The 26,941-nt window shown below is 39.6% G+C and carries 28 protein-coding genes, 7 tRNA genes and 4 pseudogenes; 9 read left to right on the top strand and 30 right to left on the bottom strand.

Annotated features, from left to right (window positions below; genetic code table 11):
* Nucleotides 1–184: 184 nt before the first annotated feature.
* A complete protein-coding gene (locus NYE68_RS03095; protein ID WP_342494039.1) occupies nucleotides 185–2,521 on the bottom strand; it encodes a molybdopterin-dependent oxidoreductase in 2,337 nt (778 codons plus the stop codon).
* Nucleotides 2,522–2,785: 264 nt separating this feature from the next.
* Here NYE68_RS03095 and NYE68_RS03090 point away from each other — a divergent pair, with 264 nt between their 5' ends.
* Nucleotides 2,786–3,664 (top strand): LysR family transcriptional regulator, encoded by an 879-nt coding sequence (locus tag NYE68_RS03090; RefSeq protein WP_229041600.1) that lies wholly within the window; start codon nucleotides 2,786–2,788, stop codon nucleotides 3,662–3,664.
* A 413-nt stretch (nucleotides 3,665–4,077) separates the two neighbouring features.
* Complete coding sequence (locus tag NYE68_RS03085; protein WP_015416890.1) at nucleotides 4,078–4,539, top strand: CarD family transcriptional regulator; 462 nt, start codon at nucleotides 4,078–4,080, stop codon at nucleotides 4,537–4,539.
* 655 nt (nucleotides 4,540–5,194) lie between these two features.
* Here NYE68_RS03085 and cspC read toward each other — a convergent pair.
* Both cspC and NYE68_RS03075 read right to left on the bottom strand, forming a co-directional pair.
* Nucleotides 5,195–5,398: a cold shock protein CspC gene (cspC, locus tag NYE68_RS03080; RefSeq protein ID WP_003156143.1), complete on the bottom strand. Its 204-nt coding sequence runs from the start codon at nucleotides 5,396–5,398 to the stop codon at nucleotides 5,195–5,197.
* A 513-nt stretch (nucleotides 5,399–5,911) separates the two neighbouring features.
* Nucleotides 5,912–6,550, bottom strand: coding sequence for an NAD(P)-dependent oxidoreductase (locus NYE68_RS03075; protein WP_015416889.1), 639 nt, complete (start codon nucleotides 6,548–6,550; stop codon nucleotides 5,912–5,914).
* A gap of 185 nt (nucleotides 6,551–6,735) precedes the next feature.
* Between NYE68_RS03075 and NYE68_RS03070 the strand changes: the two genes are divergently transcribed.
* The 3 genes from NYE68_RS03070 to NYE68_RS03060 all read left to right on the top strand — a co-directional run bounded on the left by NYE68_RS03070 (nucleotide 6,736) and on the right by NYE68_RS03060 (nucleotide 7,869).
* Entirely contained in the window at nucleotides 6,736–7,179 is a 444-nt protein-coding gene (locus NYE68_RS03070; RefSeq protein ID WP_064107253.1) for an Rrf2 family transcriptional regulator, read from the top strand.
* Nucleotides 7,180–7,269: 90 nt separating this feature from the next.
* Nucleotides 7,270–7,407 (top strand): hypothetical protein, encoded by a 138-nt coding sequence (locus NYE68_RS03065; protein ID WP_316934180.1) that lies wholly within the window; start codon nucleotides 7,270–7,272, stop codon nucleotides 7,405–7,407.
* Nucleotides 7,408–7,527: 120 nt separating this feature from the next.
* Nucleotides 7,528–7,869 (top strand): MmcQ/YjbR family DNA-binding protein, encoded by a 342-nt coding sequence (locus NYE68_RS03060; RefSeq protein WP_015239219.1) that lies wholly within the window; start codon nucleotides 7,528–7,530, stop codon nucleotides 7,867–7,869.
* A 264-nt stretch (nucleotides 7,870–8,133) separates the two neighbouring features.
* Here NYE68_RS03060 and NYE68_RS03055 read toward each other — a convergent pair whose 3' ends face one another.
* The 9 genes and pseudogenes from NYE68_RS03055 to NYE68_RS03015 all read right to left on the bottom strand — a co-directional run bounded on the left by NYE68_RS03055 (nucleotide 8,134) and on the right by NYE68_RS03015 (nucleotide 14,411).
* A complete protein-coding gene (locus NYE68_RS03055) occupies nucleotides 8,134–8,559 on the bottom strand; it encodes a MaoC family dehydratase (protein ID WP_095284656.1) in 426 nt (141 codons plus the stop codon).
* Nucleotides 8,556–9,038, bottom strand: a complete 483-nt coding sequence (locus NYE68_RS03050; RefSeq protein ID WP_229041602.1) for a cystatin-like fold lipoprotein — start codon at nucleotides 9,036–9,038, stop codon at nucleotides 8,556–8,558. Before NYE68_RS03050 ends, NYE68_RS03055 begins: the two co-directional genes overlap by 4 nt.
* Nucleotides 9,039–9,199: 161 nt before the next feature.
* Nucleotides 9,200–9,520 (bottom strand): annotated as a pseudogene (locus NYE68_RS03045) (MarR family transcriptional regulator); the annotation flags it as partial.
* A 333-nt stretch (nucleotides 9,521–9,853) separates the two neighbouring features.
* Nucleotides 9,854–11,257, bottom strand: coding sequence for an MFS transporter (locus NYE68_RS03040; protein ID WP_007409580.1), 1,404 nt, complete (start codon nucleotides 11,255–11,257; stop codon nucleotides 9,854–9,856).
* A 38-nt stretch (nucleotides 11,258–11,295) separates the two neighbouring features.
* Nucleotides 11,296–11,697, bottom strand: a pseudogene (locus NYE68_RS03035) (BCCT family transporter); the annotation flags it as partial.
* A gap of 608 nt (nucleotides 11,698–12,305) precedes the next feature.
* Nucleotides 12,306–12,491 (bottom strand): annotated as a pseudogene (locus tag NYE68_RS03030) (cupin); the annotation flags it as partial.
* Between the two features lie 98 nt (nucleotides 12,492–12,589).
* Nucleotides 12,590–13,393: an alpha/beta hydrolase gene (locus tag NYE68_RS03025; RefSeq protein WP_031378633.1), complete on the bottom strand. Its 804-nt coding sequence runs from the start codon at nucleotides 13,391–13,393 to the stop codon at nucleotides 12,590–12,592.
* Nucleotides 13,394–13,508: 115 nt separating this feature from the next.
* Nucleotides 13,509–13,633 (bottom strand): annotated as a pseudogene (locus NYE68_RS03020) (IS1595 family transposase); the annotation flags it as partial.
* Nucleotides 13,634–14,000: 367 nt separating this feature from the next.
* Nucleotides 14,001–14,411, bottom strand: a complete 411-nt coding sequence (locus NYE68_RS03015; protein ID WP_015416881.1) for an Lrp/AsnC family transcriptional regulator — start codon at nucleotides 14,409–14,411, stop codon at nucleotides 14,001–14,003.
* A 182-nt stretch (nucleotides 14,412–14,593) separates the two neighbouring features.
* Between NYE68_RS03015 and NYE68_RS03010 the strand changes: the two genes are divergently transcribed.
* The gene (locus tag NYE68_RS03010) at nucleotides 14,594–15,355 is read left to right on the top strand and encodes an MBL fold metallo-hydrolase (protein ID WP_015416880.1); all 762 of its coding nucleotides are present in this window, start codon (nucleotides 14,594–14,596) and stop codon (nucleotides 15,353–15,355) included.
* Nucleotides 15,356–15,401: 46 nt separating this feature from the next.
* Nucleotides 15,402–15,812 (top strand): ester cyclase, encoded by a 411-nt coding sequence (locus NYE68_RS03005; protein ID WP_031378634.1) that lies wholly within the window; start codon nucleotides 15,402–15,404, stop codon nucleotides 15,810–15,812.
* Nucleotides 15,813–15,998: 186 nt separating this feature from the next.
* Here NYE68_RS03005 and NYE68_RS03000 read toward each other — a convergent pair whose 3' ends face one another.
* From NYE68_RS03000 to NYE68_RS02960, 9 genes are all read right to left on the bottom strand, one after another.
* Nucleotides 15,999–16,523 (bottom strand): NAD(P)H-dependent oxidoreductase, encoded by a 525-nt coding sequence (locus NYE68_RS03000; protein ID WP_324636097.1) that lies wholly within the window; start codon nucleotides 16,521–16,523, stop codon nucleotides 15,999–16,001.
* A gap of 459 nt (nucleotides 16,524–16,982) precedes the next feature.
* Nucleotides 16,983–17,066, bottom strand: a tRNA-Leu gene (locus NYE68_RS02995).
* A 68-nt stretch (nucleotides 17,067–17,134) separates the two neighbouring features.
* Nucleotides 17,135–17,216 (bottom strand) — tRNA-Leu (locus NYE68_RS02990).
* Between the two features lie 8 nt (nucleotides 17,217–17,224).
* Nucleotides 17,225–17,300 (bottom strand) — tRNA-Lys (locus NYE68_RS02985).
* A 33-nt stretch (nucleotides 17,301–17,333) separates the two neighbouring features.
* Nucleotides 17,334–17,408 (bottom strand) — tRNA-Gln (locus tag NYE68_RS02980).
* A gap of 11 nt (nucleotides 17,409–17,419) precedes the next feature.
* A tRNA-Glu gene (locus NYE68_RS02975) sits at nucleotides 17,420–17,494 on the bottom strand.
* Between the two features lie 19 nt (nucleotides 17,495–17,513).
* Nucleotides 17,514–17,604 (bottom strand) — tRNA-Ser (locus NYE68_RS02970).
* A 3-nt stretch (nucleotides 17,605–17,607) separates the two neighbouring features.
* Nucleotides 17,608–17,682: transfer RNA gene (locus tag NYE68_RS02965), tRNA-Asn, on the bottom strand.
* Between the two features lie 135 nt (nucleotides 17,683–17,817).
* Entirely contained in the window at nucleotides 17,818–18,267 is a 450-nt protein-coding gene (locus NYE68_RS02960) for a SprT family protein (protein WP_061861178.1), read from the bottom strand.
* A 99-nt stretch (nucleotides 18,268–18,366) separates the two neighbouring features.
* On the opposite strand from NYE68_RS02960, the gene cmpA reads away from it, so the two are divergent.
* Both cmpA and NYE68_RS02950 read left to right on the top strand, forming a co-directional pair.
* Nucleotides 18,367–18,480, top strand: a complete 114-nt coding sequence (gene cmpA / locus NYE68_RS02955) for a cortex morphogenetic protein CmpA (RefSeq protein ID WP_003156164.1) — start codon at nucleotides 18,367–18,369, stop codon at nucleotides 18,478–18,480.
* Between the two features lie 93 nt (nucleotides 18,481–18,573).
* Nucleotides 18,574–19,724, top strand: a protein-coding gene (locus NYE68_RS02950) for an IS3 family transposase (protein ID WP_324636089.1) whose coding sequence is annotated in 2 segments (ribosomal slippage) — nucleotides 18,574–18,847 and nucleotides 18,847–19,724 — 1,152 coding nt in all. Because the reading frame shifts where the segments join, the coding sequence is not laid out codon by codon here.
* 55 nt (nucleotides 19,725–19,779) lie between these two features.
* On the opposite strand, the gene NYE68_RS02945 is transcribed toward NYE68_RS02950, so the two are convergent.
* From NYE68_RS02945 to NYE68_RS02905, 9 genes are all read right to left on the bottom strand, one after another.
* The gene (locus NYE68_RS02945; protein ID WP_324636115.1) at nucleotides 19,780–21,939 is read right to left on the bottom strand and encodes a Tex family protein; all 2,160 of its coding nucleotides are present in this window, start codon (nucleotides 21,937–21,939) and stop codon (nucleotides 19,780–19,782) included.
* A 72-nt stretch (nucleotides 21,940–22,011) separates the two neighbouring features.
* A complete protein-coding gene (locus tag NYE68_RS02940; RefSeq protein WP_003156170.1) occupies nucleotides 22,012–22,614 on the bottom strand; it encodes a PP2C family serine/threonine-protein phosphatase in 603 nt (200 codons plus the stop codon).
* On the bottom strand, nucleotides 22,614–23,402 hold the full coding sequence (gene sigB, locus NYE68_RS02935) for an RNA polymerase sigma factor SigB (protein WP_003156171.1): 789 nt from the start codon (nucleotides 23,400–23,402) through the stop codon (nucleotides 22,614–22,616). The genes NYE68_RS02940 and sigB overlap by 1 nt, the downstream gene beginning before the upstream one ends.
* Nucleotides 23,368–23,850 (bottom strand): anti-sigma B factor RsbW, encoded by a 483-nt coding sequence (gene rsbW / locus NYE68_RS02930; RefSeq protein ID WP_003156173.1) that lies wholly within the window; start codon nucleotides 23,848–23,850, stop codon nucleotides 23,368–23,370. Before rsbW ends, sigB begins: the two co-directional genes overlap by 35 nt.
* Nucleotides 23,847–24,176 (bottom strand): anti-sigma factor antagonist RsbV, encoded by a 330-nt coding sequence (rsbV, locus tag NYE68_RS02925; protein ID WP_003156176.1) that lies wholly within the window; start codon nucleotides 24,174–24,176, stop codon nucleotides 23,847–23,849. The genes rsbW and rsbV overlap by 4 nt, the downstream gene beginning before the upstream one ends.
* A 63-nt stretch (nucleotides 24,177–24,239) precedes the next feature.
* Nucleotides 24,240–25,247 (bottom strand): PP2C family protein-serine/threonine phosphatase, encoded by a 1,008-nt coding sequence (locus NYE68_RS02920; protein ID WP_015416875.1) that lies wholly within the window; start codon nucleotides 25,245–25,247, stop codon nucleotides 24,240–24,242.
* 11 nt (nucleotides 25,248–25,258) lie between these two features.
* The gene (locus tag NYE68_RS02915; protein ID WP_003156178.1) at nucleotides 25,259–25,660 is read right to left on the bottom strand and encodes an anti-sigma regulatory factor; all 402 of its coding nucleotides are present in this window, start codon (nucleotides 25,658–25,660) and stop codon (nucleotides 25,259–25,261) included.
* Nucleotides 25,661–25,662: 2 nt separating this feature from the next.
* On the bottom strand, nucleotides 25,663–26,028 hold the full coding sequence (gene rsbS, locus NYE68_RS02910; protein WP_003156180.1) for an RsbT antagonist protein RsbS: 366 nt from the start codon (nucleotides 26,026–26,028) through the stop codon (nucleotides 25,663–25,665).
* A gap of 4 nt (nucleotides 26,029–26,032) precedes the next feature.
* Complete coding sequence (locus NYE68_RS02905; RefSeq protein WP_033575045.1) at nucleotides 26,033–26,854, bottom strand: STAS domain-containing protein; 822 nt, start codon at nucleotides 26,852–26,854, stop codon at nucleotides 26,033–26,035.
* Between the last annotated feature and the right edge of the window lie 87 nt (nucleotides 26,855–26,941).

Below are 26,941 nucleotides of genomic sequence, written 5' to 3'. Positions count from 1 at the left end.
ATCTGAAGGACGTTGCGTTTACCTTGGTCATATAAAGTCACCAGTCTGGGGCAACACCACCGTTTTTACATAAAACCTTTATAACCCTTTTATTGAAAAAAGCTGATTTCTCCAACGCTAAGGAGCCATCAGCTTAAATGTATTCTATCACTTATCATTAATACTTAATTTGTAAAGAATTAATCTATGACATCTTATAAATCTGGCAACGATATGATTTTAAAGGTTCGGAACCTGACATAGGATCCAGCTGCTCTATCCCTACCAATTGATTCACGTTTGCCCCTACAGCTGAAAATGGATCAAATCTTAATAACTCTAGTTCATCACACTTATCCCACCATCCTGCTTGAGTATATACCGTACCTACGGGTATACTTTGCGTCATTCGAGTGACTGCCTTTATTCTGCCATGAGGAGATGCCAATTGAATCCATTCACCATCATTTAATTTATACATTTGAGCTGTTTTCGGGTGAATCTCAACAAAAGGATCAGGATGCATTTTCCTTAGTTTAGCAATGTTTCGATGCTGGCTATGACAAAAAGATTTTAATTTATTTGAAGAAAGAATTAACGGAAAATCATTTGATTTATCCTGATAATGCGGAACAGTTAATGGTTTTTCAAATTGGGGCAGCGGGTCATACCCATGCTGTAACAAAAACTCGGAATAAATCTCCAACTTCCTCGTTGGGGTGGAAAAGCCACTGACTTCTTCATTCAGTTTTTCACTATATTTACAATAGCTTACTTGTAACGGAACTGATATCCCTGCAGGCTGAGAACGAAGTTGGTCTAATGTTAAATTCAAAGGTTCAAGATAGTAGTTAAACGCTGCTTCAATATCTCCATTCCAAAAATGATCTCCATTACCCATTTCTAATGCCAGATCCATTATGATTTGCAGGTCAGGACGAGTTTCCCCAGGGGCCTTTGACATTGCAGGCTTATATTGAATATGTTGAGCCGTTTGTAAACTCCCTTCAAAACCAGCCAACAGACTTGGTGACTCCCAGGCATGCGCAGCAGGTAATACAATATCTGCAAACCTTGTCATAGGGCTATGAAACATATCGACATGGACATGAAATTCCAGTTTTTTTAAGGCCTCAATCATGTTTCCGCTTCCCGGGTTTTGTGTGACCATATTACTCCCAAAACTTAATAACGCTCTCATAAGATAAGGCGTTTCGTTCAATACAGCATCGGCAAAATCATACCCTGTTGCGGAAAGTTTCGGAGCACCCAGGGGCCTCTTCTCTATTCCTAAACGCTTCTGTTGTTGTGACAGCGGAATCAAGTTTTGATCTTTAATTAGATTAACTGGTAAAGATGGGAGGATAATATTTCCTCCCTGTTTATCAAAATGACCGGTCAGACTATAAAGGATACACAATGCTCGATTAGTTGATGAACTATTTACATGCTGTTCTAAGCCATTCCATGAATAATAAGATATCGGATCTACATCGCTTAATAATTCCCCAAGTTCGACTAATTTTCCATATGAAACACCCGTTATTTTTTCCACATTTTCAATCGTAAAAGAAGAGACTCTTTTCATTAATTGAGAAAAAACAGTTTCTGAAGAAACGCCTCCATTTGTATATTCACCTGTAAGTAAAATATTTTCTGACCATGTTTGAGGATCTTCCCGGGTATCAATTTTATATGGCTTCTGATTCTTATCAAGAGCTAAAAATTCATATGGATGATGATTTTCCGGTCGAAGGAATTTCCCCGTTTGCTTATCCACTAAGAAGGGGGCATTGGTCCAATTAAGCAGAAATTTATGATCAAATGAATGATTCTCAAGTAAAAAGCGAATACAGCCTAATATTAAGGCACTATCAGTTCCATGATTCGGAGCAATCCATAAATCTGCCGCTGCAGCTGTCGTTGTACGGCGCGGGTCAATTACGACTAGTTTGCTCCCCCTTTTTTTCGCTTCCATGAGCCTTTTCCAAGTCTGAAGATTCGTATCTGCCGGATTGTGTCCCCATATCAATATTAAATTAGCATGTTCAAAGTCGGGTTGAGGTAATCCAACACCATACGTGTATTTTGATCCCTCGTCCCTTGCCCATTGGCAGACATTTGTATGGGAAATATAGTTGGGAGTGCCGTAAAGATTCATCAAGCGCTGCAGATATGGCCCCCAGTTAAAACTTCCGCTCGCACCGACAGTTGGAAAAGTGTATGCTACCGACTCTGCCCCTGTTTCAGAACTGATCTGTTTTAACTTATCAGCAATGGTTTGTAAGGCTTCTTCCCATTTTATTCTTTTCCATTTCGGTTCTTCCCCTTTTGGATTCGTTCTTTTTAAAGGGAAAAGAATACGATCAGGATGATTGATTATCGGAGGGGCTGACGCTCCTTTTGGGCAGATTCCCCCATTCGGATGACTTTTATCTGGAATCACCTTTTTTAACTGATCATTTTCCGTAATGGATATAACCCCGCATTTTGAAACGCATTGCGAACAAAACCCCGATCTTCTTTTTTCACTAGTATTCATCATACTTCTCTCCTTTTTAAGGTTGAGTTGATTAGTGATAACAAAAAACTAGGAACCTTTTCAGTCGAGCATAGTTTGGAATACATCTCAAATACGGATCACATATTCTGAAATTCCTTGTGATTCTTATCCAGCTCTTGTTGAATGTCTTCCGCTTGTCTACGGTTATTGTTATTATCTTGAAGTTTCATTCTCTTTTATGGTACATTAGATTTCATCATAGATAAAATGCATATTAATCATATAGGAGATAACAATAACGATATGAATAGATCACAAATTCAACTGATTGTTAAGATATCGGAAACAGGAAGTTTTACAAAAGCCGGTGAAGAGCTGCACATGACACAGCCTGCGGTAAGTCGTGCCGTAGCAACGATTGAATCGCAATTAGGGACGAAGTTAATTAAGAGAAATAAGAAGAACGGGTTGTTTTTTACTGATATAGGAGAGCGTGTCTTAATTAATTTTAGAAATATCCTGAGTGAATTCCAGAAAGTAGATGAATTAATTGCAGCTGAACAAGGATTAGAAATAGGCAAGGTTCATATTGGAGCTTACCCAACTGCGTGCAAAAGGTTTATTCCCAAAATTATACGGACAATGGAAGATAAGTATCCTGGTCTTGAAGTCAAGATTTCGGAAGGAAGTGTAGATCAAGTCAAAGAATGGTTACGTTCTAAATGTGTTGATGTAGGAATGATTATTCCTCCCGCAGAAGATTTCGATATCGTGCCCTTAACGAAAGATCAATTGATTGTCATTATGCACTCGAGTCATCCTTTATATCAGAAAGAAACAATAGGTATTCCCGACTTACAAGATGAGGATATATTACTTGGAAGAGGCGGTTATGAGTTACAAATTCACTCTTTATTCAAAGATTTTAAATTGAAACCTAAAGTACGGTTTGTTATTGATTATATAGACACAGCATTATGTATGGTACAAGAAGGATTAGGAATTACAATTACAACGAAAAAAAACATTCTATCACTACCGGAAAATGTCGTTTTTCGTGAATTAAAGCCGAACACGTTTAGAGAAATCGGTATAGCTGTTCCAGATATGAAAGATATCTCTAAAGCAACAGATGTCTTTATCCAAACAGCTCGTACTCTTTTCGCTAATGAAAGTGATTAAATGCCGCTCGCTGCTTTTTAAGAGAGAAATTATAAAATAGTAACTAAATAACCTCGGGGGACGCTCCAGCAGCTTCATTTCCGATTACACGTAGGCTATCCAAGATTTGTTGTATTTTTAGCTGTTTTCAGGAGTGTTATTTCTAAAAAAGAGTGAGTATTACTTCAACCTCACTCTTTTCGGCCGAGAGGACTTGAACCTCCACGGGTTATTCACCCGCTGGGCCCTCAACATAGTAAAAGCATATCATTGGTTATGAAAGTGGGAATCCCACAGGTTCCCTCTTGTTTTGATGTTGTTTTTTTAAAAAAGTTATTGACACCAATAAATGACCATGTTATCATTAAAAATTTGATATCTAACTCCATATATGATAACCTTAAGTTAAGTTCCCATATATGGAGGTGGATTATATGTTTCAAATTGGCGATAACATTGTTTATCCAATGCACGGAGCAGGTACAATTGAAGCCATAGAAGAAAAACAATTCTTAGAGGAAAAACAACAGTATTATGTCATAAGAATGTCAATAAGTAATATGACAGTTATGATTCCAACGCGTAAAATATTGAGTTCAAATATACGGCCAGTTACTGATATACGTGCATTAAAACACATTATACACATTTTTCAGCATGGAGAATCAGATAGGTTACTGCCGTGGAAGCAAAGGTATATAGTAAACACGAACAAAATAAAAACGGGTGAAATACAAGAAGGCGCTGAAGTTGTACGTGATTTAATGCGAATGAAGAAAGAAAAAGCACTTAATTCAAGCGAAAAAAAAATGTTGGATGATGCATATGAATTTTTGATTAGTGAACTGGAAGTCATTAAAGGAATCACTGAAAAACAAATAAAAAGTTTCTGCTAAGGTTAATTTTAAATAATGTTTTGCATTCCAAAAAGCACCCACGAGTTTTCGGAATATTACGATTAAAATATTTCAAAGACGCTTAACTTCTTCAACTTACTTTTAGAACATTAACCTCTTTTATTATTCCTACAATCTAATCTGTTTTATTTTTTTCTTTAACGAACATTTGATGTTTTATCAAGAAACTCGATGAAATAGTCACTTGATTTTTGTAATCCTGATTCACACTGGCACGGACAAGGAGCCGTAAGGATGGAAGAGAGGCAGGGCTTTCATTGTTTTAGGTCTAAGTGATTATTTCCGGAAGAAAAAACAACCACTCCCCTCTTTATCTTTAAGAATTTCTTACATCTGCTTCCACATTGAATAGCAGTTGTTTTCTTCTTTTCATAAAAGAGATATGCGAATTGTAACAAAGAATAACATACAGTTATCTTGAGAACATAAAAACAAATCATTTATATATATTCCACATATCGTCAATCCGGTATGTTATACTGTAAACAATCCTTTGAGGTTTTAAACCTTTTTCTTACCTTGTAGCAACTGTCCCTACTCGAACGTTGAGTAGGGTTTTTTTATTCAGTATGATACAGAGAACATAAAAAAACAGGCTCTATATAAAGAGCCTGTTTGTATAAACGATTGAAGATTAAGCAGTTTTTTGAACGTTAGCAGCTTGAGCTCCGCGAGCACCTTGCTCAACGTCAAACGTTACTTTTTGACCTTCGTCTAAAGATTTGAATCCGTCACTTTGGATTGCAGAAAAGTGTACGAATACATCGTCTCCATTTTCACGTTCGATAAATCCAAAACCTTTTTCTGCATTAAACCATTTCACTGTACCTTGTTCCATTTTTGTTGCCTCCTAGTGTGTTACACATTGTATTACTATCCTTGCCCAAAGTATCATCAAGACGAAAAGTCGATATTCATACTATCCTTTACACGAACAAAAATAATTCTCCTTTATCATATCACGAAACGGAAATAACTGCAAATTAATATTATGTTTCATTCAGGGTTTTATTTGTTAAACGTGCGGCAGGTTTTTTTAGTGAGAACCTTCATTTGTAATTTAGAAGTTTTGACGGACCCCTTACCGTACTTAATAATAAATATCATGTTGATAGATGTATTTAAAAAAAAGCCGACTCACGAAAACGAGTGGGTTTACAAAAGCTCTAACTAACCCACAAAGGTTTTAGTCAGAGCTATTTATACGTATTTTTTTTGGTACAACTCACTAAGCACCTACTCTGTCATCAGCAACATGAAAAGGAGCTTTGATAACAGGGGGTACATTCTTAGAAGGAAGATACCATTAGAGCGTTGACACTAATGGCACCCTTTGTTTCTACTCAATCACTTATTCAGCTTCTCCAACAACTGTAAAGCGTTCATTTATATGTTTTGGATTTTCAATTTCATCCAATACTGCAATTGCATAGTCTGCATAGCTGATATAACTTTCGCCTTTCGAATTCACAAGAAGATGATCTTTTCCTGACTGATAAAATCCAGTTCTTTTCCCGTCTGGGTCAAATACCGCTGAAGGACTGATAAATGTCCAGTTCATATCAGAAGTTTCCTTTAGTTCTTGCAAGTTACGACCTTGCCCTTTAGCTGTCGGAATAAAAATCTCCGGGAAATCAGGTGTATCCATTACACTGACAGTTTTATTTTCGTCTACATAAAGACTCCCTGCTCCACCTACAATTACGGCTCTTGTACCCGTTCCTTTTAATGCCCTAATTAATGCCCGGCCAGCATCTACATGTGCCTGTTCTTCTCCTAATGGAGCACCGAAGGCATTAACTGCTACATCTAATTTTTTTAGATCATCCGATGTAAGATCAATTATATTTTTTTCAATGATTGCAATCTTTTCCTCTTTAAGTTTTGCAGCATCTCTTACAATTGCAGTTACTTCATGTCCCCTGCTTACCGCTTCTTTCAAGATAAGACTTCCAGCTTTTCCGGTTGCACCAATGATTCCAATTTTCAATTTAAAGTCCTCCTAATCATTCAAAATTTTAAATGTAACCATATCGATTACATGTAATAAGTTTAGTTACACCTTATTTATTTGTCAACTTGTTAATTGAGCATATTAGAGTAAAAGAACTTGTAATTCATTCAGTTACAAGTGTACTATAAAGAGTGTAAAGTAATGAGGATGGTGAAGAAATCATGTCTATTAGCAGCCGTTTTGCTGTAGGAATTCATATATTGGCTCTTATTGAAATAAATGAAGACGGAATTAGCACTTCTGAATTTTTAGCTGGAAGTGTAAATACAAATCCCGCCTTCATAAGAAAAATTATGGGGATGCTGAAAAAAGCAGGTTTTGTAAATGTTCGGCCAGGTATTGCAGGAGCTGAATTAGCGAAGGATTTAACTGAAATCAACTTACTTGATGTTTATAGAGCAGTTAATGTTGTTCAAGATAAAGAATTGTTTAGTATACATGAAAATCCCAATCCTCAATGTCCTGTAGGCCGGAACATTCAAAGTACAATTGGTCCAATATTTGAAATCGCCCAATGTGCCTTGGAAAAAGCTCTTGGGCATATCACAATTGAGGATGTGGTAAAGGATATTATTGAAAAAGAAAAATTGACCAATAATTGTTAAATGATTTCACAGAAAATCTTTTATCAGACTGGGGATAAGAAAAATCAATAAAACAAAAATGGACTGGGTCATATTGAATCCAGCCCCGAATTGATATTGATTTTAGATTTAGATTACGGTAAGGGATATAAATATGCTCATGATAAAGAGAAAAAATTAACGACAATGCACACGATGCCAGATTCTTTAATAGGGCGTGAGTATTACTATCCAACAACTCAAGGTTGAGAAGCTAAGTTCAAACAAAGACTTGAGGAAATCTCGGATTGGTATAAAAGAAACCGCAAATCTTAGTTTGAACGAATATGTTCTGTATATAAAAATAATGAGGTATGGAGTGAATTGATAATGAATTATGATGAAATAAAAGATTACTGCCTAACCTTTCCAAACTCTTATGAAGACCACCCTTTTGGAGATGGTTGGACTGCAATTCGGCACAAAGGGAATAAGAAAATATTTGCACTTATCTTCACTCGCGACGAACACTTATGTGTCAACCTTAAATGCGAACCTGAAAGGGCTGATTTTCTACGTGGTCTTTTTGAAGAAATCAAGCCCGGATACCATATGAACAAGGAGCATTGGAATACGCTTACCTTAGATGAGGGACTCCCAGAGCATCAAATCCATGACATGGTAAAGTACAGCTTTGAACTGACAAAACCAAAAAGTAAAAAGGAAACATAACATCGAAGGATAGAACGCTCATTATAGATATTCATCCGGTGCAATGATACAGAGGAATATGCAAAAAACCTCAAGGCAGCAATTTTTAAATTCGTATTTACGAGATGATTTTTTCGTTATTGTGAGTCCTTTGTTTCTCGACATAGGTTGAACAAATAAAAAAAGAGCAGACTCAAAGTCCACTCAATTCATTAAGATGATTGCTCATTTCATGCAGACACCTATAAAAAATGATAGGTGACGATGATATGCCGCAAAGGTCATTTAGCGTTTAATTAATACTGATAACTCACCTTCAAACACTTTTTCCTCTTTCTGATTATAGGTAGATAACAATACAGTAAGTATCCCCGTCTGGCTTTTATTTGGTTTTTTATCAATAACCTTAACAATAGTGTTCAGTTTATCATTAGGGTAAACGGGTGCTAGGAATTTTATATTATTCATTCCTGTCCCAGCAATAATATCGTCTTCATGACACCCTTCTTCAATCCAAAGCTTAAAAGTAATAGATAACGTTTGTATTCCAGAAGCAATAATTCCATTAAACCTGCCCATTTTTGCTTTTTCTTCATTTAAATGCATGTATTGTGGGTCATACACTTCTGCAAAATTCTTTATATTCTCTTTTGTTAATTCAAAAGATTTAGTTTGAAAAACCTGCCCGACGGTAAATTCATCCAACTTCATAAATAAATCTCCCTGAATCTAAACTTTATTATTAAATCTACGTAGCATTTTAACATACTGGCTCTCACACAACAACTTAACGGTAAAACAATTGTTCCCCTATCAGGAATGAACAAGCACATTGTTTTTGTTTCCTTGCCTTTAACCTCTTTATAATCAGGTGTTTTCTTATAAAGACCAAGGCGGTCGCCATCACCATCACCCGGCATATGTGCCATTTCCTCATAAGAATCTCCAAGCTTCTTATAATAAGAATAAGCAGTCAGCCTACGAGAACTTTCTTCCGGCTGATAAAACGCAAGTTGAATATATTTCCCGTCATCATATACACGAATTATGGCGTTATCTCTTTTGTGCTCATCTGAATCAGCTCGCATTTCTTTTCTGACTTTCTTCTCCTGCTTCATCACTTCATTAATTGCATTATCATATTTACTACCGCCGCACGCAGTCAGCAGAAGGATGAAGGTGACTGACAAATCATACGACCTACTATAAGTAAGTGGACAGTAACAGATGAATTTTTATAAACAAAAAATACCAAGGGTGTCAAAACCCTTGGTATCATTGATGCGGCCGAGAGGCACTTGAACCTCCACGGGTTATTCACCCGCTGGGCCCGCCATCTATATTCATAAAACTATTGCTCAGTTGTCAGCATGTTAAGTAAATTACGAATTTCCTTGTTATAACTTTTAATTTCTTCTTCATTACAACCGGTTTTATCAAATACTGCATTAGGTATCATTGTGACTTTTTCTTTAAACTCATTCCCTTCAGTTGTTAACGTAATAATTACACTTCGTTCATCCTCTTTTGAACGCTCTCTTATAATAAGACCTCGCTCCTCAAGTCGTTTTAAAACTGGAGTTAATGCTCCGGAGTCTAGATATAATTCTTCGCCTAAACCTTTAACAGATATTTTTTCCTTCTCCCATAAAACAAGAAGAACCAAATACTGTGATTAGCGTACAAGTTCTCGTTTTCTGCTTTGGACCCCATATAGAAAATAAAAAGCCAGCTCTCCTTCGGGAGAAGAACTGGCATAACAAAGCTTCTTGCTTCTTATTTTGCTGTATTGCTCGGACCTTTTAATTTCTCTTCGTTCTTGCGTCAACGTTTTATTATTAGGACACAACCAATAAAATAATGACGATCGAGAATAACAACGCTGCTTTTGCAAAGCAGTAAGCCCTCCAGAATATAAAAGAGCTGCAATCATTGCTGCTCGGATAATCCCAGCTTATTCTGAGTCTGTATGTCGAGTAGCCGGTCAATTAAATGGATGTTTTTTTCATTCCTTTTCTGTTTGTTCCATTTTCCACCACAGTGAATCTTTTGGATTTTCAACAGCTTCTTGAAACTCAGCTTTAGAAGCAACTGTTGGGTAAGAACCTTTTAAAGATTTACCTGAAGTATCTTTAAATAAGGTTAACACAACAATTAAGCCAATTAAACTAACTGCTAATAAATAGAAACCCGGCGCCAAATTGTTTCTTGTCACATGGGTTAACCAAGAAGCAACTAAAGGTGTTGTTCCACCAAAAATAGAAACTGATAAGTTGAATGTCCAGGATAACGTACGATATCTAATGTCAGTATGGAACAACGTAGGTAAAGATCCTGGCATAGTACCTTCGTATACAGATAATACAATCCCTAACATTAAAAGTCCTATAAATAAGAATGTTATATTCCCCATATTAAGAAATTGAAAAGAGATAATCGAAAATACAATTCCTAATACTAATCCAATTGTTATAACTTTTTTATTTCCTAATTTATCTCCCAATTTACCAAAAGTTAAAGCGAACGGTACCATAATAATCAATACAATTGCTGTAACCGGTGTACTTATATTATCACTTATACCAAGGTTCTCATCTAAATAAGAAGGCATATAACCTAACAATAGGTAATTGGTTATATTGAAAAATGCCACAAATACGATACATAAAAAGATATCTTTTTTATATGTTTTAATGACTTCTAATAAACCTGGTTGTTGTTCTTGGCTTTCAGAGATGTCATTTTCAAAAATTGGTGATTCATCTAAATGACTTCTCAAATATAAACCAAATAATCCTATTGGAATACTTAAGAAGAAAGGAATTCTCCATCCCCAACTATTCATTTGAACATCAGATAAAGTCCAGAAAAGTACTGTAACTAAAACAGAAGCTACTATATAACCAGATAATGTGCCGATTTCTAAACCGCTGCCTAACCTTATACGCTTATTATCTGGAGAAGATTCTGCGATATATACCATTGCACCAGCGTACTCTCCACCCACAGAAAAACCTTGCAGAATACGAGCTAAGAGTAATAATATAGGGGCCCATACACCAATCTGTTCATAGGTAGGAAGCACACCAATTATTAAAGTAGATAAAGCCATCATTAAAATAGTAATTGTTAATACTATTTTCCGACCAAATTTATCACCCATTTTACCAAAAATAATTCCGCCTACCGGTCTAAGTAAGAAGGCAATTGCAAATGTAGCAAAAGTAAATATTAACTTTAATTCATCGTTTTGAACTGGACTGAAAAAGTTTTTACTAATAATAACTGCCAAATAAGAATATAAAGCAAAATCAAACCATTCCATCGCGTTTCCTATCCCTGTAGCAAACACGCTTTTCTTCGCTTTTTGAATGTCTACAACGTTAATTTTTTTCTTGTTAAACTTCATTTAATAATATCGACTCCTTAATTATCAAATCCACATTATACAAGCGCATAAACGGTCCAAGCATGCAGTCCCAGAATGTATAGCGTAATGCTTCTCTAAAAGTCCGGGGGTTTCTGTTTCACCTGATGGAGAGCTAACGGCATAGTGGATGATTGGTTCAACTGTACCTTAAAAGACTAGACTAATATCCATATCAGCGCCAAATAACATTGTAAACCAGGAAAGAAGGATGAAATTCAGTTTTTTCGCTGGTTTCCTTAACTTATTTTTGCCGATTGGACTAAAAATAATACAAAAAGCAACAAAAAGAGAAACATCCAACAGATAATATCAGGCAAAGCGGTTAGTGATATATCCTTGGGCTGTGGTTGGTATTTTCTGCAGACTATTTGGAGAAATGATTCCCCTTAATAAAGCTCTATTGTGAATATTATCACAATCGAACAAAAACTTTTATTTCTTCAAAGTATCCTAAACCTTTATTTTAGTTCTTCCATTACGTCTTCCAATATGTTTATTATAAGATTGAGGTCGTTCCTAAGAATTATTTACTGATCCTATCTTTATTACCCCACAATCAGGTGAAACAAAACACTATAAACGTACCATATCTTTTTAAAATCTGACAAGCTCAACAGGGTGATAGAAACCCGGCTAAAGCCCAGCTAGTCAATGGATAGAAGAAATTTTTTTGTTTTTCCCAAGGAATAACCGTCTGCGTTTAATCCAGCCCAATCAGAAAGAAAAAGAGCAGGAGTAATCCTGCTCTTTCATTCAAAACTTTAATTTGTATGAAGAATTTCGTATACCTTTTCGACTTTCTTTACCTATTAATCAGGATACAGACTACAACAGAAATAAGTAGCACCGGGTATGAAATAATGGATGCATTTAAACAGGCCAATCACCGACAATTGAATTTATTGCATGATACCTAACAAAATTATTTTTTAAATCCAGCTGGAAATAAAGAAACATTTCTTAGGTAATGGTTTTATTTTTGATCTACTATTTCTTACAGCTAAATCCAGATATCATTTTCAGCTGTTTAATCAGTTATTTCTTGCCCGGTATTCACAACACCTTTAGGTTCTGCAAACAAAATTTCACACTCTGATTCTGCATAAGGTTTATGTTCAACATTTTTCGGAATGACAAACATTTCACCTTCATTTAATTTTACTTCTCCATCATGAAATTCAATGATTAAATTATCCCCAATGACAATAAAGACTAATAATTACTAAAATTTTAAAAAATACCAAAACTCATTATCTCAATTATTGTTTAACTAACTGGTAATTGTAACAGTAAATTCATATTTATGAATAGTTATACCATCCGAAAATTTTCCGACTCAAGTCTGTTTAACCAGTTATGAACCAATGAATTAAATACATCGGTTTGTTCGATTTGCAGGTTGTGACCAGCCATATCAAGTACTGCAAAAGTTGCCCTTGGGTAATCTTCTATTAGTCGCCACGCATCATGGTATCCGACTACATTGTCCTGACGCCCTGTGATAATTAGCGTGGGATACTCAAGTTTAGATGAAATATCGAAGGTAAACCCATATCCATTTTGACGAATGTTGTTTATGAATTCATAATTTGTTTGTTTAGAAGGAAGTAAAATTTCATCTCGAAACCTCTCCCATTCAGTTTTACCTTGCACAATCGCCATAGAGCAAAATTCATCCGCCTCCTCTGAAGACAAATGTGATATCAAGTCGCTGTCTCTTTTTAGAACAGTCTTCTGCGGTACTACCCTTTCATCGAATTCCGGTATAGTTAATGGTGCCATCAGCAGTAATCCACGAACTGTTTCTTGACGTGAACGAACGATACCTCTGGCAATGTACCCTCCATATGAATTACCACACACAATAAACTGTTGACCAGGAATAATCTCGTCCAAAAGACGCAATATCGCTTCTAAAATATCATCCGAGTTCTGAATAGACGGTTGCGGCTCAGAATGTCCCATACCCGGTAAGTCTATGTATATTCTCTTCCAACCGCTTCGTTTCTCGAATAACGGTTCCATTGCATGTAACATCACCTGATGGTCAAGTGTCCAACCATGCAGCATAACGATCGGATATCCCTCTCCAATTACTTTATGGTAAATCGACATGTATTTGTTTCCCCTTCCCTGTAATCCTAATGTTTCGATATGAACATTTAATCCTTTCATACATTTATCACAATTTTAACAAAATTTTAACTGACCTTGGTAAGTTGAACAAAGATTAAACATTGAATTTTGACAATCGCAAACTGTCATATGTGTCCGTCATATCAAAAGAATCTCTTTTATGTGTTGTTTAGTGCTTTCGTTACGGCGACTATTGACAAATAAGAACCAAGCAAAGTATTGTCCAGATACTTTGAGTATTTTGATCACTTTGAACTTTAGGTAAGTGGGCAGTAGATCATTTAAAAATAAGCACAAAAAAATACCAAGGCTCTCTCTATTACCCTTGGTATCATTGATACGGCCGAGAGGACTTGAACCTCCACGGGTTATTCACCCGCTGGGCCATCAATAAAGTGAAGCTGTGTTTTCTGTTACAAAAACCTTTATATATCAGTGTTTATTTATTTTGATTATGATGTATCACAATGATTTATTCATATTGTGGAGTAAAAATGGAGTAGTTTTTTTCGTCACCAGAAAAATACATGACATGTCTCGGGTTCCATGTTCATTAGAATAACCAACGATTTTTAAATGAGTCTTTCTATTTGCTAATAACAATTGATAATTTATAATTTACATGCTTGTTTAATTCCACTAGAAATTGATCTAGCAACTCGTTAGATTGAAATCGGCATTCAAGAAGGTAACAACCATCCCCACTAATTTTATAATTATTGATTACGTATCTCTCTTGGGTTTTTATAAATGAAAGATATGGCTTATGATGGGTGCTTTTTGTATAGATATTAAGCAAAGCATGTATATAACATCCTAGTTTTACTTGATTCACTTTAATTGTATACCCCTCAATTACACCATTATCCTCCAATTTGACAACTCTCGCAGCAGCTGCCTGCCCTGTTAAGTGAACTTTTTCACCTAATTCTTTCATTGTAATACGGCTATTTTTAGACAGCTCTTCTAATATCTGCATATCTGTATGATCTAACATGAGCTCAGATCCTTTCAAAGTAAATTGACACATTATGTACAGCGATAATAATCAGTTCATACAAAACAAAATATACACTTTCAAAAATCAAGTCAAGCGACAGAACGACTTGATTTGTTCTATGTATTTATTCAGCAGCTGTATGTAAACTATACTCATATCAAAGAAAAGGAGTGTTACACATGAATATTCAACAAATTCGTAATGCCACACTTGTTGTCGAATACGCAGGCAAAAAGTTTTTAATAGATCCTATGTTAGCTGAGAAAGGTGCATACCCTCCATTCCCAAATGCACCACGACAAGATCAAAATAACCCTTTGGTTGAATTGCCAACATCTGTTGACAATATTATTAAAGATGTTGATGCTGTTATTGTTACTCATCTTCATTATGACCATTGGGATGAGGCTGCAAAAGAGGTATTGCCAAAAGATATCAAGCTGTTCTCCCAGAATGAAGAAGATGCAACAGAAATACGAAATGCCGGATTCAAAAATGTAGAGGTTTTAACAAAAGATACAGTTTTTGAAGGTATTCAATTGATTAAAACAAAAGGCGAACACGGAAGAGGAGAAATTTTAAAACTTGCAGGTCTTGTTTGCGGTGTTGTCTTCAAACACCAAAGCGAGAAAACGTTATATATAGCCGGAGATACAGTATGGTATGTTGCCGTTCAGGAAGAAATTGATACACATCAACCAGAAATCATTGTCGTAAATGGCGGAGATAATCAATTCTACGAAGGCGGTTCTCTCATCATGGGTAAAGAAGATATCTATGAAACGTATAAGGCTGCTCCAAAAGCAAAAATTATTGTAAGCCACATGGAAGCTGTAAATCATTGGGGATTATCAAAAGAAGAACTAAAATCCTTTATTAATGAAAAAGAAATCACTTCTGATGTTTTAGTGCCTGAAGATGGCGAATCATATTCATTTTAATCTAACACATGAACTGAAGTTTTAACTAAGGGAGGGCGCGTTCATTATGTCCGTTGAAAACAATAAAGAATTAGTGCGTCGTTACTTTGAAACGATTGAACAAGAAAAATACGATGCCTTAAAAGACTTTTGCCATAAAGATTTCGTATTCTATCCACAAGTAGATACACCGTATCCAGGCGTAGAGGGTTTAATTGAATCAGAAAAGAAAAACTTCGATGCTTTCCCAGATTTCAAAATGCCAATTAAAGCAATGGCAGCTGAAGGCGACCTTGTTGCAGCATATTTTATTTTTGAAGGCAGGCATACAGGTATTCCATTTGCTGGAGTCCCTGCAACAGGAAAAAGCGTTAAATTCTCTCTTATGATGTTGTTACGTATTGTTGACGGTAAAATTATTGAACATAGATCTCATGTGGATGTGCATGATATTCTCCGTCAGCTTGGCGTTAATTAACAGTAAAAAGTTGAAATAGTGAGAGACCAGGTGAATAGCTTGGTCTCTTTTTTATAATTAAGTCCTCGCTCTATGCCCTCCTGCATTCAGTCGATGTAACTTTGAAATAAAGTTTAATTAACATCTATCACAAATCCTTATTTTCACAACACATCATTTATTTCAGCTTCCCTCGCGAATACCGGATCAATGCTCAGCTTTAAGATAGTTAACCAATTTCTCCGCACTGTTCTTAACATCTACTTTTGAAAGGTGAAGTGTCCCATATTGTGTAAAGGCAGGAAGAAAACGCATTCCTATATAGTTAGCAGTGACTTGAAACGGTCTGATAAGCTCGCTGATCGTGATATTATATTCTCCGCCTGCTTGATAATCAGATTCCTGTGCGCCTAAGGAGATAGCTAAGAGCAGTTCTTTTCCATGCAATTTAGTACCTCCAGTTCCATAAGCCCAGCCATGTGTTAACACATCATCTTCCCATTGTTTGAGTAACGCGGGACTGCTGTACCAATACATTGGGAACTGAAAAACGATACGCTCATGATCTAACAGGAGCTGCTGCTCTTTTTCTACATCAATGATAAAATTAGGGTATTCACCGTACAGGTCATGAACCGTAATGTCATTCTCTTGCTTTAAACGATTCATCCAGGTTTTGTTGACAACAGACGTTTCCAAATTAGGGTGTATAACGATAACTAATGTTTTCATTTGACTGTTATCCTTTCTTCGCCGATTAGTTATTATTGCTTTTGTGATAAGGATTTGATTCTAATTTTAAAATCACAACTTATTTACACCTATTTTATCCTTTTTCATGAATTCAGGGCAACTATTGGACACCGATTACATTTATAGCCAAAAAAAGGCTTAATCTTTTAAAAAAGATTAAGCCTTTTCAGTACCCTTATGCCCCTACCCTATTATCTCGTGTCTAAATTCTAATAGCTGATCATATAACAAGGTCTTCCATGCTTAGCAATACTTTCTCTGCTTTTGCAAATTGGAGTTTGAGGCATTAGTAACTATCTATAAATAATGAAAATATTTGTGCGATGTCGACTGCAGATGACTTACTTTAGGTAAGTGGGCAGTTTGTGAGCAGTAGATCATTTAAAAATAAACACAAAAAAATACCAAGGATCTCTATAACCCTTGGTATCATTGAGATGCGGCCGAGAGGACTTGAACCTCCACGGGTTATTCACCCACTAGGCCCTCAACCTAGCGCGTCTGCCATTCCGCCACGACCGCGTGCTATGAAGCTGTCTTTCCACTAAGCATATAAGCTAGTGATGATGATCAGCACTTTGAAAAGAAAGTGCGGGTGAAGGGACTCGAACCCCCACGTCGTAAGACACTAGATCCTAAGTCTAGCGCGTCTGCCAATTCCGCCACACCCGCGTGACAAGTGGTGAGCCATGAAGGACTCGAACCTTCGACCCTCTGATTAAAAGTCAGATGCTCTACCAACTGAGCTAATGGCTCGCTCTAAAAGTGATTCGAAAATTTTAAATAAAATGGCTGGGCTAGCTGGATTCGAACCAACGCATGACGGAGTCAAAGTCCGTTGCCTTACCGCTTGGCTATAGCCCAACGAAGGTAAATGGTGACCCGTACGGGATTCGAACCCGTGTTACCGCCGTGAAAGGGCGGTGTCTTAACCGCTTGACCAACGGGCCGTCTGGTTGAGAACTTATCTGGCGGAGAAGGAGGGATTTGAACCCTCGCGCCGCTTACGCGACCTACACCCTTAGCAGGGGCGCCTCTTCAGCCACTTGAGTACTTCTCCATATGGCTCCACAGGCAGGATTCGAACCTGCGACCGATCGGTTAACAGCCGATAGCTCTACCACTGAGCTACTGTGGAATAATCAGACTTTCTTCATTATAAATGATGCGACATATTGTGTCAAGAAGCAACATTTATTTTTTTGAGAAAGTGTCGTTGTCTCTCAACGACTTTTATAATTTAACATAGAACATTAAAATGAGTCAAGCCTTTTTAAAAAATTCTTTTGATTTTTCCTCTGCACTTTCCGCAGGCATATCTTTCCGGATTCATTGCCCGCTTCTTTATATACTGTTGGCCGCAAGCCGCGCATCTATACATATATGTTTTCTTTTGTGTCTTTTTGGTTTGGAGCGGCTTGCAGAATCTCGGCGCTCCGACTTTCTGAAGCAGTTCTCTGAAGTCTTTGTCTCTGTGCTTGTACCCTTTTCCTTCAAGGTGAAGATGGTAATGGCACAGCTCGTGTTTGATGATGCCTACCAGCTCGCTCCGTCCGTGTTCGAGCAGATATTTTCGGTTTAATTCAATGTTATGAGAAGACAGCATGTACCGGCCGCCTGTCGTTTTCAGCCGGTCATTGAAGAAGGCTCTGTGACGGAACGGCTTTCCGAAATCTTGTTCAGAGATGTCTTCCGTCAGCTTTTGAAGTTGTTCGTTATCCATAAGTGCACCCCGCTTTAAAAACATTGAACGGGACAATTCACCGTTCGCATACAATGAGTTAAAACCGACCTCTAACTAAAAGCTGAGGAGGAATGAGCCATGCCGAATTGGCTGATGAAACAAATGCAAAAAGCGTTTTTAGAAAAGGACAATTACCAAATCAAACTGCTGAATCAGTGCTGGTATTTCTACAGAAAAAAACACTGCTCGTAGGAACTGACCCCATAATATGAGACAAACAAAAAACACCTTCAAGTTTGAAAACGGACCGTTGTTATCCGAAATAAAACTTGGAGGTGTTTTTCTATGGGGACAAGAGTGAGTTATCCGGTTGAAGTCAAACAGAAGGCTGTAGGAATGAGATTGGCGGGCGTGCCTATGAAAGAGATCATGCAGGAATTGAATATCAAAAATAAGACTCAGGTTCAGACATGGGTTAGATGGCATAAGGCTGGGGATACCCACCGATTCGAACAGCCTGTTGGAAAGCAATATACTTATGGAAAGGGTCCGGAGTATTCTTCTGAATTAGAGAAACTCCAGGCAGAGAATCGTTATCTGAGACAACAGAATGAAGTGTTAAAAAAGTACAACGAATTGGAAAGGAAGTTGATAGCGAAACGTCAGTCGAACTTGTAGAAATATTGCACAGCACAATGACCGTACAGGATATCTGTATTCATTTAGGTATCTCTCGAGCGTCTTATTATCGTTGGAAGAAGAATCTGATGAAGGATCATCCCAAGCGCCATTTGGAAAAACAAATCGGCACGTTGTGCCGAGAGCACAAGTATCGATATGGCTATCGAAAAATCACAGCCATACTAAAAAAGAGAATGTGTATTAACCATAAAACGGTTCAACGTATTATGCAGAAAAATCAATGGCAGTGTCGGGTTAAGGTGAAAAAGCGCAAGAAGGATGGGCAGCCATATGCCGTGGTCGATAATATATTGGATCGGAACTTTCAGTCTGATCGTCCTCTTGAAAAACTAGTAACGGACATCACATATTTGCCTTATGGACAGAAACAATTGTACCTTTCCAGTATATTAGATTTATACAATGGAGAAGTGATTGCTTTTACTATTGGGGATAAGCAGGACACAGCCTTTGTCTTAGACACACTTGATCAGCTACCAATGCTGCCTGAGAACTGCGTGTTACATAGTGACCAAGGTTCTGTGTATACATCTTACGAGTATCAAAAAGCTGTTAAAACAAAAGGCATTACCATGAGTATGTCCCGCAAAGGGACGCCCGCTGATAATGCCTCCATCGAATCGTTTCATTCCTCGCTAAAGTCTGAAACGTTCTATCTTAACAGCATTGATCGAACTACGACTGCCATCGTAGAACGCACTGTCATAGAATACATTCATTATTATAACAATATTCGTATTCAAACCAAACTAAACAACCAATCACCGATAAACTATCGGCAATTGGCTGTTTAAAAGGTGTTTTGACCCCTGTCTCAAAAACGGGGGGCAGTCCCCGTAAGCAGTGCTTTTATTTTACCATAGACAGCGACACTCTGCCTTTTTGCACGTCCACCCCTTCGACCCATACGGTGACGATGTCTCCGACCGATACGACGTCGAGAGGATGTTTGACGAATTGATTGCTCAGTTTTGAAATGTGCACAAGCCCGTCCTGCTTGACGCCGATATCGACGAAAGCGCCGAAGTCCACAACGTTGCGGACAGTGCCCTGCAATTCCATTCCTTCCTTTAAATCCTCAAGCTGCAGAACGTCTTTTTTCAGCAAAGGCTTCGGCACTTCGTCACGAGGATCGCGCTCCGGCCTTGTCAGCTGCCCGCAAATATCCGCAAGCGTAATTTCCCCTATACCGAGCTCTTCAGCCGTTTCAGACAGCGGCAATGCGCTTATTTTCTCTTTTACGTCCGCGCTTCCGATCTGATCCGCAGTGAGCTGCAGTTTTTTGAGCAGCGCCTTTGTCTCTTTATAGCTTTCCGGGTGTATCCCGGTGCGGTCGAGCGGCTCTCGTCCTCCGGGTACTCTCAAAAAGCCGATGCATTGTTCATATGTTTTTGCGCCGAGACGCGGGATTTCTTTCAGTTCTTTGCGATTTGTAAATTTTCCGAGCTCTTCCCTTTTTTTAACGATATTGCCGGCAACGGTTTTGGATAACCCGGCTACATATTGGAGCAGCGCGGCTGAAGCTGTATTGACATTCACCCCGACTTGGTTGACGACGGTCTCTACGACAAAACGGAGAGATTCGTTTAATTGCTTTTGGCTGACATCGTGCTGGTATTGCCCGACGCCGACGGATTTAGGATCAATTTTTACAAGCTCGGCCAGCGGGTCCTGCAACCTCCGCGCGATGGAGACGGCGCTGCGCTCTTCGACCTGAAAATCCGGAAATTCCTCACGGGCGATTTCTGACGCGGAATACACGCTTGCTCCGGCCTCATTGACGATGACATAATAAATGTCACGCTCTGTTTCTTTCAGCACATCAACGACGAATTGCTCTGTCTCCCGTGATGCCGTGCCGTTTCCGATCGCCACAACCTCGACTTCGTACCGATCCAGCAATTCTTTGATTTTTTTCCGGGCTTCCGCTGTCTTTTTTACGGGAGCGTGCGGGTAAATGACGTCGATTTTCAGCACTTTTCCCGTCTCATCAACAACTGCCAGTTTGCACCCCGTACGGAAGGCCGGATCGACGCCGAGCACGACTTTTCCCTTCATCGGCGGCTGCAGCAGGAGTTTACGCAGGTTTTCAGCGAAAATATGGATCGCCTGCGCGTCTGCTTTTTCTGACAGCTCTTTGCGGATATCGCGTTCAATAGCCGGCTGGATCAGACGTTTATAACTGTCCTCAATGGCTTCTTTAAGCGTTTCTTTCACAGGTGTTTCACGGTGTTTGATGATTTGCTTTTCTAAATAAGCTTTTATCTGATCGGCGGGCGGTTCGATCGCAATCTTTAAAATGCCTTCTTTTTCACCGCGGTTCATCGCAAGCACTCTGTGAGGAACGACCTTTTGGATCGGCTCTTCGTACTCGTAGTACATTTCATAGACGTTTTTCTCGTCATCTGCGGCTGACTTGCCTGCCGCGGAAGTGAGAATTCCTTTTTTATACGTTTCCTGGCGGATCCACTTTCTGAAATGAGGATCATCCGAGATTTGTTCGGCTATGATGTGCTTCGCGCCTTCAATAGCTTCCTCTCTTGAAGCGACTTCTTTTTCTGCACTGATATATTGATCAGCGACGTCGTGAAGGCGGTTTTCTTTCGGGAGAGAAAGAATATAGTCCGCAAGCGGTTCAAGGCCTTTGCTTTTGGCGACGGTGGCTTTTGTTTTCCGTTTTTGTTTGAAGGGACGGTATAAATCCTCGACTTCCTGAAGCTTGACCGCTTGCTCGATTTTTTGCTTCAGCCCTTCCGTCAGCTTGTCCTGCTCGGAGATCAATCTGATGACTTCTTCTTTCCGCTGCGTCAGGTTTTGTATGTATTGCCACCGCTCGGAGATTGCCTGAATCTGCACCTCGTCCATTGAGCCGGTCTGCTCTTTTCGGTACCGCGCAATAAACGGGACGGTATTGCCGTCTTCCAGCAGGCGGATGACACTTTCGACATGTTTTTGGGATAACGCTGTTTCTTCAGCAATTTGTTTTTTCAAAAGGGCTAACGTTTCCATATCACAAAAGCCTCCATCTCTTCTTTCTTTCTCTAGTGTATCAAAAAACGGCGGAACATAAAAAAAGCAGCCTTACGATAAAAGCTGCCCGAGAATATAGGTCAAATCATCACGTCTGGATGTTGTGTACGGATGAAGTGATTTTGATATTTCTTCTATTGAGTGTCCCTGCTTTAAGCAGGTGCGGATATGCGGAACCTCAAGCCCATCCGTGTAGATGATGAATGTCGCCCCTTTTTCGTATGATGACGTATACGTTTTGTATCTTTGCGGTTTGCCTGAGAGGTAACCCGAAATCGGCAGCGGATGAAAGACTTCGCCTGATGGGGAGTGCAGGAAGAAACGGACGTTGCCGATCGAGCAGTATGTCAATTCCCTTTTGATGAAATTGATTTTTAAGATGGAGGCAGTCGCCCCTCTTTTGTTTTTCATCGCTTGATTGCAGCGCTCAATGATGCTTTCCACATCCTCATCCGCATACGTTTCCACGATGTCTTTAATGGCTGACGAGGATTCGTTGGCAAGAGATCCGCTGCCGAGACCGTCCGCTACCGCGCAAACTAATTCTTCTTCATTCGCCTTCATAAAAAAGCTGTCGCCGCATATGGACTTGCCTTCTTTATTTAATTGGTATACAAGAGTTTGAACATGTTCATTTTCTTCAACCTGAATCATTACATTAGCTCCATGGAGGGATCTCCAATCAAGGCCTCTCTCAGTTTTTTCACCGCTTTCCGCTGCAGGCGCGAGACGTGCATTTGAGATATTCCGAGAATGTCCCCTGTTTCTTTTTGGCTTTTATTTTGCACAAATGTTAGATCGATAATCTGTTTTTCGCGGTCGGACAGCACATGAAGCACGCTTTTGATCATCATCTGCTGGTTGACGCGTTCGTATCCTTCCTCCTGCGACCCGACGATATCTAAAATTGTGACGGTGCTTCCGTCCGCATCCGCTTCGATGCTGTGATCGACAGAAAGCGCCTGATAGCTTTTTCCCATCTCCATCGTTTCAAGCACTTCCTCTTCTGACACATCGAGAAAGGCTGCGATTTCTTCGACTTTCGGCGACCGCTGCGTCTCTGTCGTCAGCTGATCCACCGCCATTTTAATGCGCGGCCCGAGTTCTTTAATCCGTCTCGGGACGTGTACGCTCCATGTTTTATCTCTGAGGAAGCGTTTGATCTCGCCGATGATGGTCGGAATCGCAAATGCTTCAAAGGATTTGCCGACCTCGGGATCATACCGTTTAATGGCTCCGAGAAGTCCGATCATCCCGACCTGGCGGAGATCTTCGTGAAAGCTTTTTCCTTTTGAATATTTCTTTGCCAGCATTTCGACGAGATTGGTATACACCTCGACGAGTGTTTCCTGGGCTTCTTTATTATCATGTGTTTGAAAGTCGCGTATGAGCCGATCAACTTCATCTTTAGTTAGTTTCGTAGTTTTTGATGGTTGTGCCATGATCAACTCGCTCCCCATTTAAATACTTTGTCATCGCCACGGTTACGCCAGAGTTGCTTTGAACTTTGACTTCATCCATGAGCGTTTCCATTAAATACAGACCGAGCCCTCCTTCTGACAATTGATCGACTGTGTGCGAAGGTGTGTACGGCCCGAGATCCTGCTGCTTCTGATCAAAATCAAAGCTGTCTCCCTGATCGGCGACAATGACCTCCAGCCGATCCTCAAACACACCGAACCGCACGGATACTTCTCCCTTATTTTCATCTTTGTATGCATGCTGGACAGCGTTTGTACAAGCTTCGCTGACAGCGATTTTCAAATCTTCAATGTCATCATAGGTATAGCCCATTCTGCTGGCGACTCCTGATAACGTAAGCCTGACGATTCCTACATATTCCGGTTCGGCCGGAATTTTCATCTCTATATAATCAACTGATGTACTCATTGCACGCCACCTTCTGACTTTGCCGAAATGTCGATGATGTCCTTAAGCCCCGTAATTTCAAACAGACGGACGAGCCGGTCGGAAAGATTCTCAAGCTTCAGAGAGCCGCCTTCCTTGCTCACCGTTTTAAACACGCCTACAAAAACGCCTAAACCCGTACTGTCCATATAATTTACATCTTTTAAGCAGATTCTCATGTCCTTCCCCTCGTTTGCCAGGGGCATCAGCTTTTCACGAACCACCGGAGCTGAGTATACATCGATTTCTCCAGCGATATTGATTTGTATATCTGAAAGATTCTCCTTCATATCTACCGTTAAATTCATCGTATCACCTCTGAAAGTTATCCTTACTCGTGCTAATGGCTTTTTACCCGTGCTGCTGTTTTTTTAAACCTTTCTTTTCAAAACAATTAACGTAAAATCGTCATGAAGCTGAAAGTCCTGAAGTCTCAGCAGGCTGTCGTAAATATTTTTGACCATATCCTGCGCGGAGCAGTCCATATGTTCTTCCAGCATGCGCTGAATGTCGCTGCGTTCTAAGAAACCGTTTTCGGTGCGGCATTCGGTGACGCCGTCAGAAAAAAGAACGATCATGTCTCCTTCGTCCATGTGCTGTTCATATTGGCTGTAATCAAAATCCTGGGATATTCCCAGCACCAATCCTTTTGCCTCCAGATCATAAAACTTTTTTTCTTTTTCAGAGTAGTAGAAGCCCGGTTCATGCCCCGCAGAAGCATATGTAAATTGGTGATTTTCCGTATTGTAGTTTGCGTAAAACATGGTGATAAACATGCTTGAGTCCACGTTCTGTTCTACAACGCGGTTAAGATTTTTCAGCACTTGGGAGGGGTGAATGCCGATCTCCGGAAGAGAGTCCATGGCATACTTGATCATCGACATGCACAATGCGGCGGGTATTCCTTTTCCGATGACATCGGCTATCGCGATGTTAATCGATTCCTTGTCTTTGACAAAGTGATAATAGTCCCCGCTCATTTGCTTGGCGGGGACGCTGATCGCCCCGATATCCAGCTCTTCTTCTTCAGGAATTTTTGTGCCCAGCAGCGTCTGCTGAACATTTGCGGCAATTTCAATTTCTGAACGAAGCTCCTGCTGGATATCTCGCAGACTTTGGTGTTCCTGATAAGCCATCCCGTAGCCAATCATGACTTCTATTAAAAAATCCAGCGAATGAAAAACATCTTCCGGCAGATCCGGATACAGTTCCTTTACCACTTTTCGGTGGATGCTGATGATCTCCTCCGGAGGAACCTGATGTTCAATCGTTTTTCGGCTGAATTTTTGGGCTTGATATAAAGATGTTTCTGTTAATTCGGCTATATATCGGCTAAGCAGCTGATGATACCGCTGCTCTATAACCTCCCTGAAATCCACGTTCTAACCTCCTACCGAAGCCATTTTACGGCTTGAATCTCTGTTCCTTCCTCTGCAACAGATTGCAGGCTGAATTCGTCCATCAGCCTTTTGACGCCCGGAAGTCCCGCTCCCAGTCCGCCTGACGTTGAAAAGCCGTCTTCCATCACTTTACGGATGTCGGGGATTCCGGGTCCTTTGTCTTCTGCTATAATTTTAAGGCCTTTTTTCCCTCTGTCGTTTACTTGTTCTATGCTGACCTGGCCCTTGCCTGCATATAAGTAAATGTTTCTGGCCAATTCTGAGATAGCCGTCGTGATTCTGGCCTGGTCCACCGTGCCGAAGCCTAATTCCTTCGCAACGTTGCGGCCAAGCTGTCTGGCGGCTACGATATCCCATTCTGTCATGATTTTCACACAGGATTGGTCGTTCATCGCTATTCCCCCAATTCCCGCTTCAATGTCTCAAGCCCTTGCTCTAAATCGAGCGCCGTTTCAATTTCCTCAAGTGAGATTCCGAGTTCAATCAATGTGACCGCCACAGCCGGCTGAATTCCCGTCAATACGACCTTTGCGCCCATCAATTTAGACATGGTGATGACATCGCCGAGCACTTTCGCGATAAATGAATCGATCATGTCAACGGATGTCAGGTCAATGACGACTCCGTTTGCGCCGGTTTCATAGATTTTGTTCAGCAGATCTTCTTGAAAATGCAAAGCTGTCTGGTCGTCAAGTTCCCATTGGATGGATACCAATAAGCAGTTATACAGTTTCAGGATCGGGATTTTTGGATGTCTCACAATGTTATTCCCCCAATGAAACGATTTTTCGATTTGTCATTTCAAGCGCTGTTTGAATTCCTTTTTGAAGGGTATTCTTCGTAATAACCTGCGACAAATCAATTCCCAGATTAACGATCGTCTGCGCGATTTCCGGACGGATTCCGACGAGCAGGCATTTCGCGCCGACAAGCCGCACCGCTTCTGATGCCTGAATAATATGGTGCGCCACCATCGTATCAACGACCGGCACGCCGGTAATATCAATTAATACAACCTGTGAACGGTGCTTCACGACGCCGTTTAACAGATTTTCCATAATGTGCTTTGCACGCTCCGTATCAATCGTCCCGACAAGCGGCATGACCGTTACATGCTCAAATACCGGGATCAGCGGAGCGGACAGTTCCTGAAGCGCGATTTTTTGCAAAGTAACCGTTTTTTCCCATGAGATAGAATACTGATTTAAGATTTCCGTGTTGATCGGACTGAAAAAGCTGTCTATCTCCAATATCAATTCCGCTCTGTCCTGATCGGCCATATTAAGGTCGACCATCGTTTCGTAAAGCAGCTTCCAAAACTCTGACAGGGTGGCTGAAAGAAGTTTCAGTGACAGGCCGAGCTGAACGGCGCGCAGTGCGAGGTCGCTGATCTGCTCTTCCGCAGCCTCGTCATTTTTAGTCGATAATAAAAGAATGTCTATATAGTCTTTACAAATATTTTCACATATGTGATTCGTAAGCTGATAGTCTTCCTGATTGCCTACTTCTTTTAGTTTGGCTGTCCAAGTATCAAGCAGTTCATCATGCTGATCAATGATAAACTGATACACTTTCTGATTCGACATGGGTTTCACTGACCTCCCGACACAAAACAACAAAGTTTGTTTGATTATCTCTTTATTATAGCGCTTATGTTTTTCGAAAACAAAAAA

The organism is Bacillus sp. FSL R5-0447 (genome assembly GCF_038606125.1).
Lineage (GTDB): Bacteria > Bacillota > Bacilli > Bacillales > Bacillaceae > Bacillus > Bacillus velezensis.
The sequence above is the reverse complement of the archived record's forward strand: the minus strand, read 5'-3'. Positions and strand labels throughout refer to the sequence as shown.

What these genes read in the sequence shown, in the direction of transcription:
- NYE68_RS03085 (WP_015416890.1), top strand. Translation starts at nt 4,078, where the DNA reads ATGTTTCAAATTGGCGATAACATTGTTTATCCAATGCACGGAGCAGGT.
- NYE68_RS03055 (WP_095284656.1), bottom strand. Translation starts at nt 8,559, where the DNA reads ATGAAGTTGGATGAATTTACCGTCGGGCAGGTTTTTCAAACTAAATCT.
- cspC (WP_003156143.1), bottom strand. Translation starts at nt 5,398, where the DNA reads ATGGAACAAGGTACAGTGAAATGGTTTAATGCAGAAAAAGGTTTTGGA.
- NYE68_RS02960 (WP_061861178.1), bottom strand. Translation starts at nt 18,267, where the DNA reads ATGGATAACGAACAACTTCAAAAGCTGACGGAAGACATCTCTGAACAA.
- NYE68_RS02905 (WP_033575045.1), bottom strand. Translation starts at nt 26,854, where the DNA reads ATGTCGAATCAGAAAGTGTATCAGTTTATCATTGATCAGCATGATGAA.
- NYE68_RS02915 (WP_003156178.1), bottom strand. Translation starts at nt 25,660, where the DNA reads ATGAACGACCAATCCTGTGTGAAAATCATGACAGAATGGGATATCGTA.
- NYE68_RS03000 (WP_324636097.1), bottom strand. Translation starts at nt 16,523, where the DNA reads ATGAAAACATTAGTTATCGTTATACACCCTAATTTGGAAACGTCTGTT.
- rsbW (WP_003156173.1), bottom strand. Translation starts at nt 23,850, where the DNA reads ATGAGTACATCAGTTGATTATATAGAGATGAAAATTCCGGCCGAACCG.
- NYE68_RS03095 (WP_342494039.1), bottom strand. Translation starts at nt 2,521, where the DNA reads ATGAATACTAGTGAAAAAAGAAGATCGGGGTTTTGTTCGCAATGCGTT.
- NYE68_RS03005 (WP_031378634.1), top strand. Translation starts at nt 15,402, where the DNA reads ATGTCCGTTGAAAACAATAAAGAATTAGTGCGTCGTTACTTTGAAACG.
- NYE68_RS03010 (WP_015416880.1), top strand. Translation starts at nt 14,594, where the DNA reads ATGAATATTCAACAAATTCGTAATGCCACACTTGTTGTCGAATACGCA.
- NYE68_RS03040 (WP_007409580.1), bottom strand. Translation starts at nt 11,257, where the DNA reads ATGAAGTTTAACAAGAAAAAAATTAACGTTGTAGACATTCAAAAAGCG.
- cmpA (WP_003156164.1), top strand. Translation starts at nt 18,367, where the DNA reads ATGCCGAATTGGCTGATGAAACAAATGCAAAAAGCGTTTTTAGAAAAG.
- NYE68_RS02945 (WP_324636115.1), bottom strand. Translation starts at nt 21,939, where the DNA reads ATGGAAACGTTAGCCCTTTTGAAAAAACAAATTGCTGAAGAAACAGCG.
- NYE68_RS03015 (WP_015416881.1), bottom strand. Translation starts at nt 14,411, where the DNA reads ATGTTAGATCATACAGATATGCAGATATTAGAAGAGCTGTCTAAAAAT.
- rsbV (WP_003156176.1), bottom strand. Translation starts at nt 24,176, where the DNA reads ATGAATTTAACGGTAGATATGAAGGAGAATCTTTCAGATATACAAATC.
- NYE68_RS02940 (WP_003156170.1), bottom strand. Translation starts at nt 22,614, where the DNA reads ATGATTCAGGTTGAAGAAAATGAACATGTTCAAACTCTTGTATACCAA.
- sigB (WP_003156171.1), bottom strand. Translation starts at nt 23,402, where the DNA reads ATGGCACAACCATCAAAAACTACGAAACTAACTAAAGATGAAGTTGAT.
- NYE68_RS03060 (WP_015239219.1), top strand. Translation starts at nt 7,528, where the DNA reads ATGAATTATGATGAAATAAAAGATTACTGCCTAACCTTTCCAAACTCT.
- NYE68_RS03070 (WP_064107253.1), top strand. Translation starts at nt 6,736, where the DNA reads ATGTCTATTAGCAGCCGTTTTGCTGTAGGAATTCATATATTGGCTCTT.
- NYE68_RS03090 (WP_229041600.1), top strand. Translation starts at nt 2,786, where the DNA reads ATGAATAGATCACAAATTCAACTGATTGTTAAGATATCGGAAACAGGA.
- NYE68_RS03025 (WP_031378633.1), bottom strand. Translation starts at nt 13,393, where the DNA reads ATGTCGATTTACCATAAAGTAATTGGAGAGGGATATCCGATCGTTATG.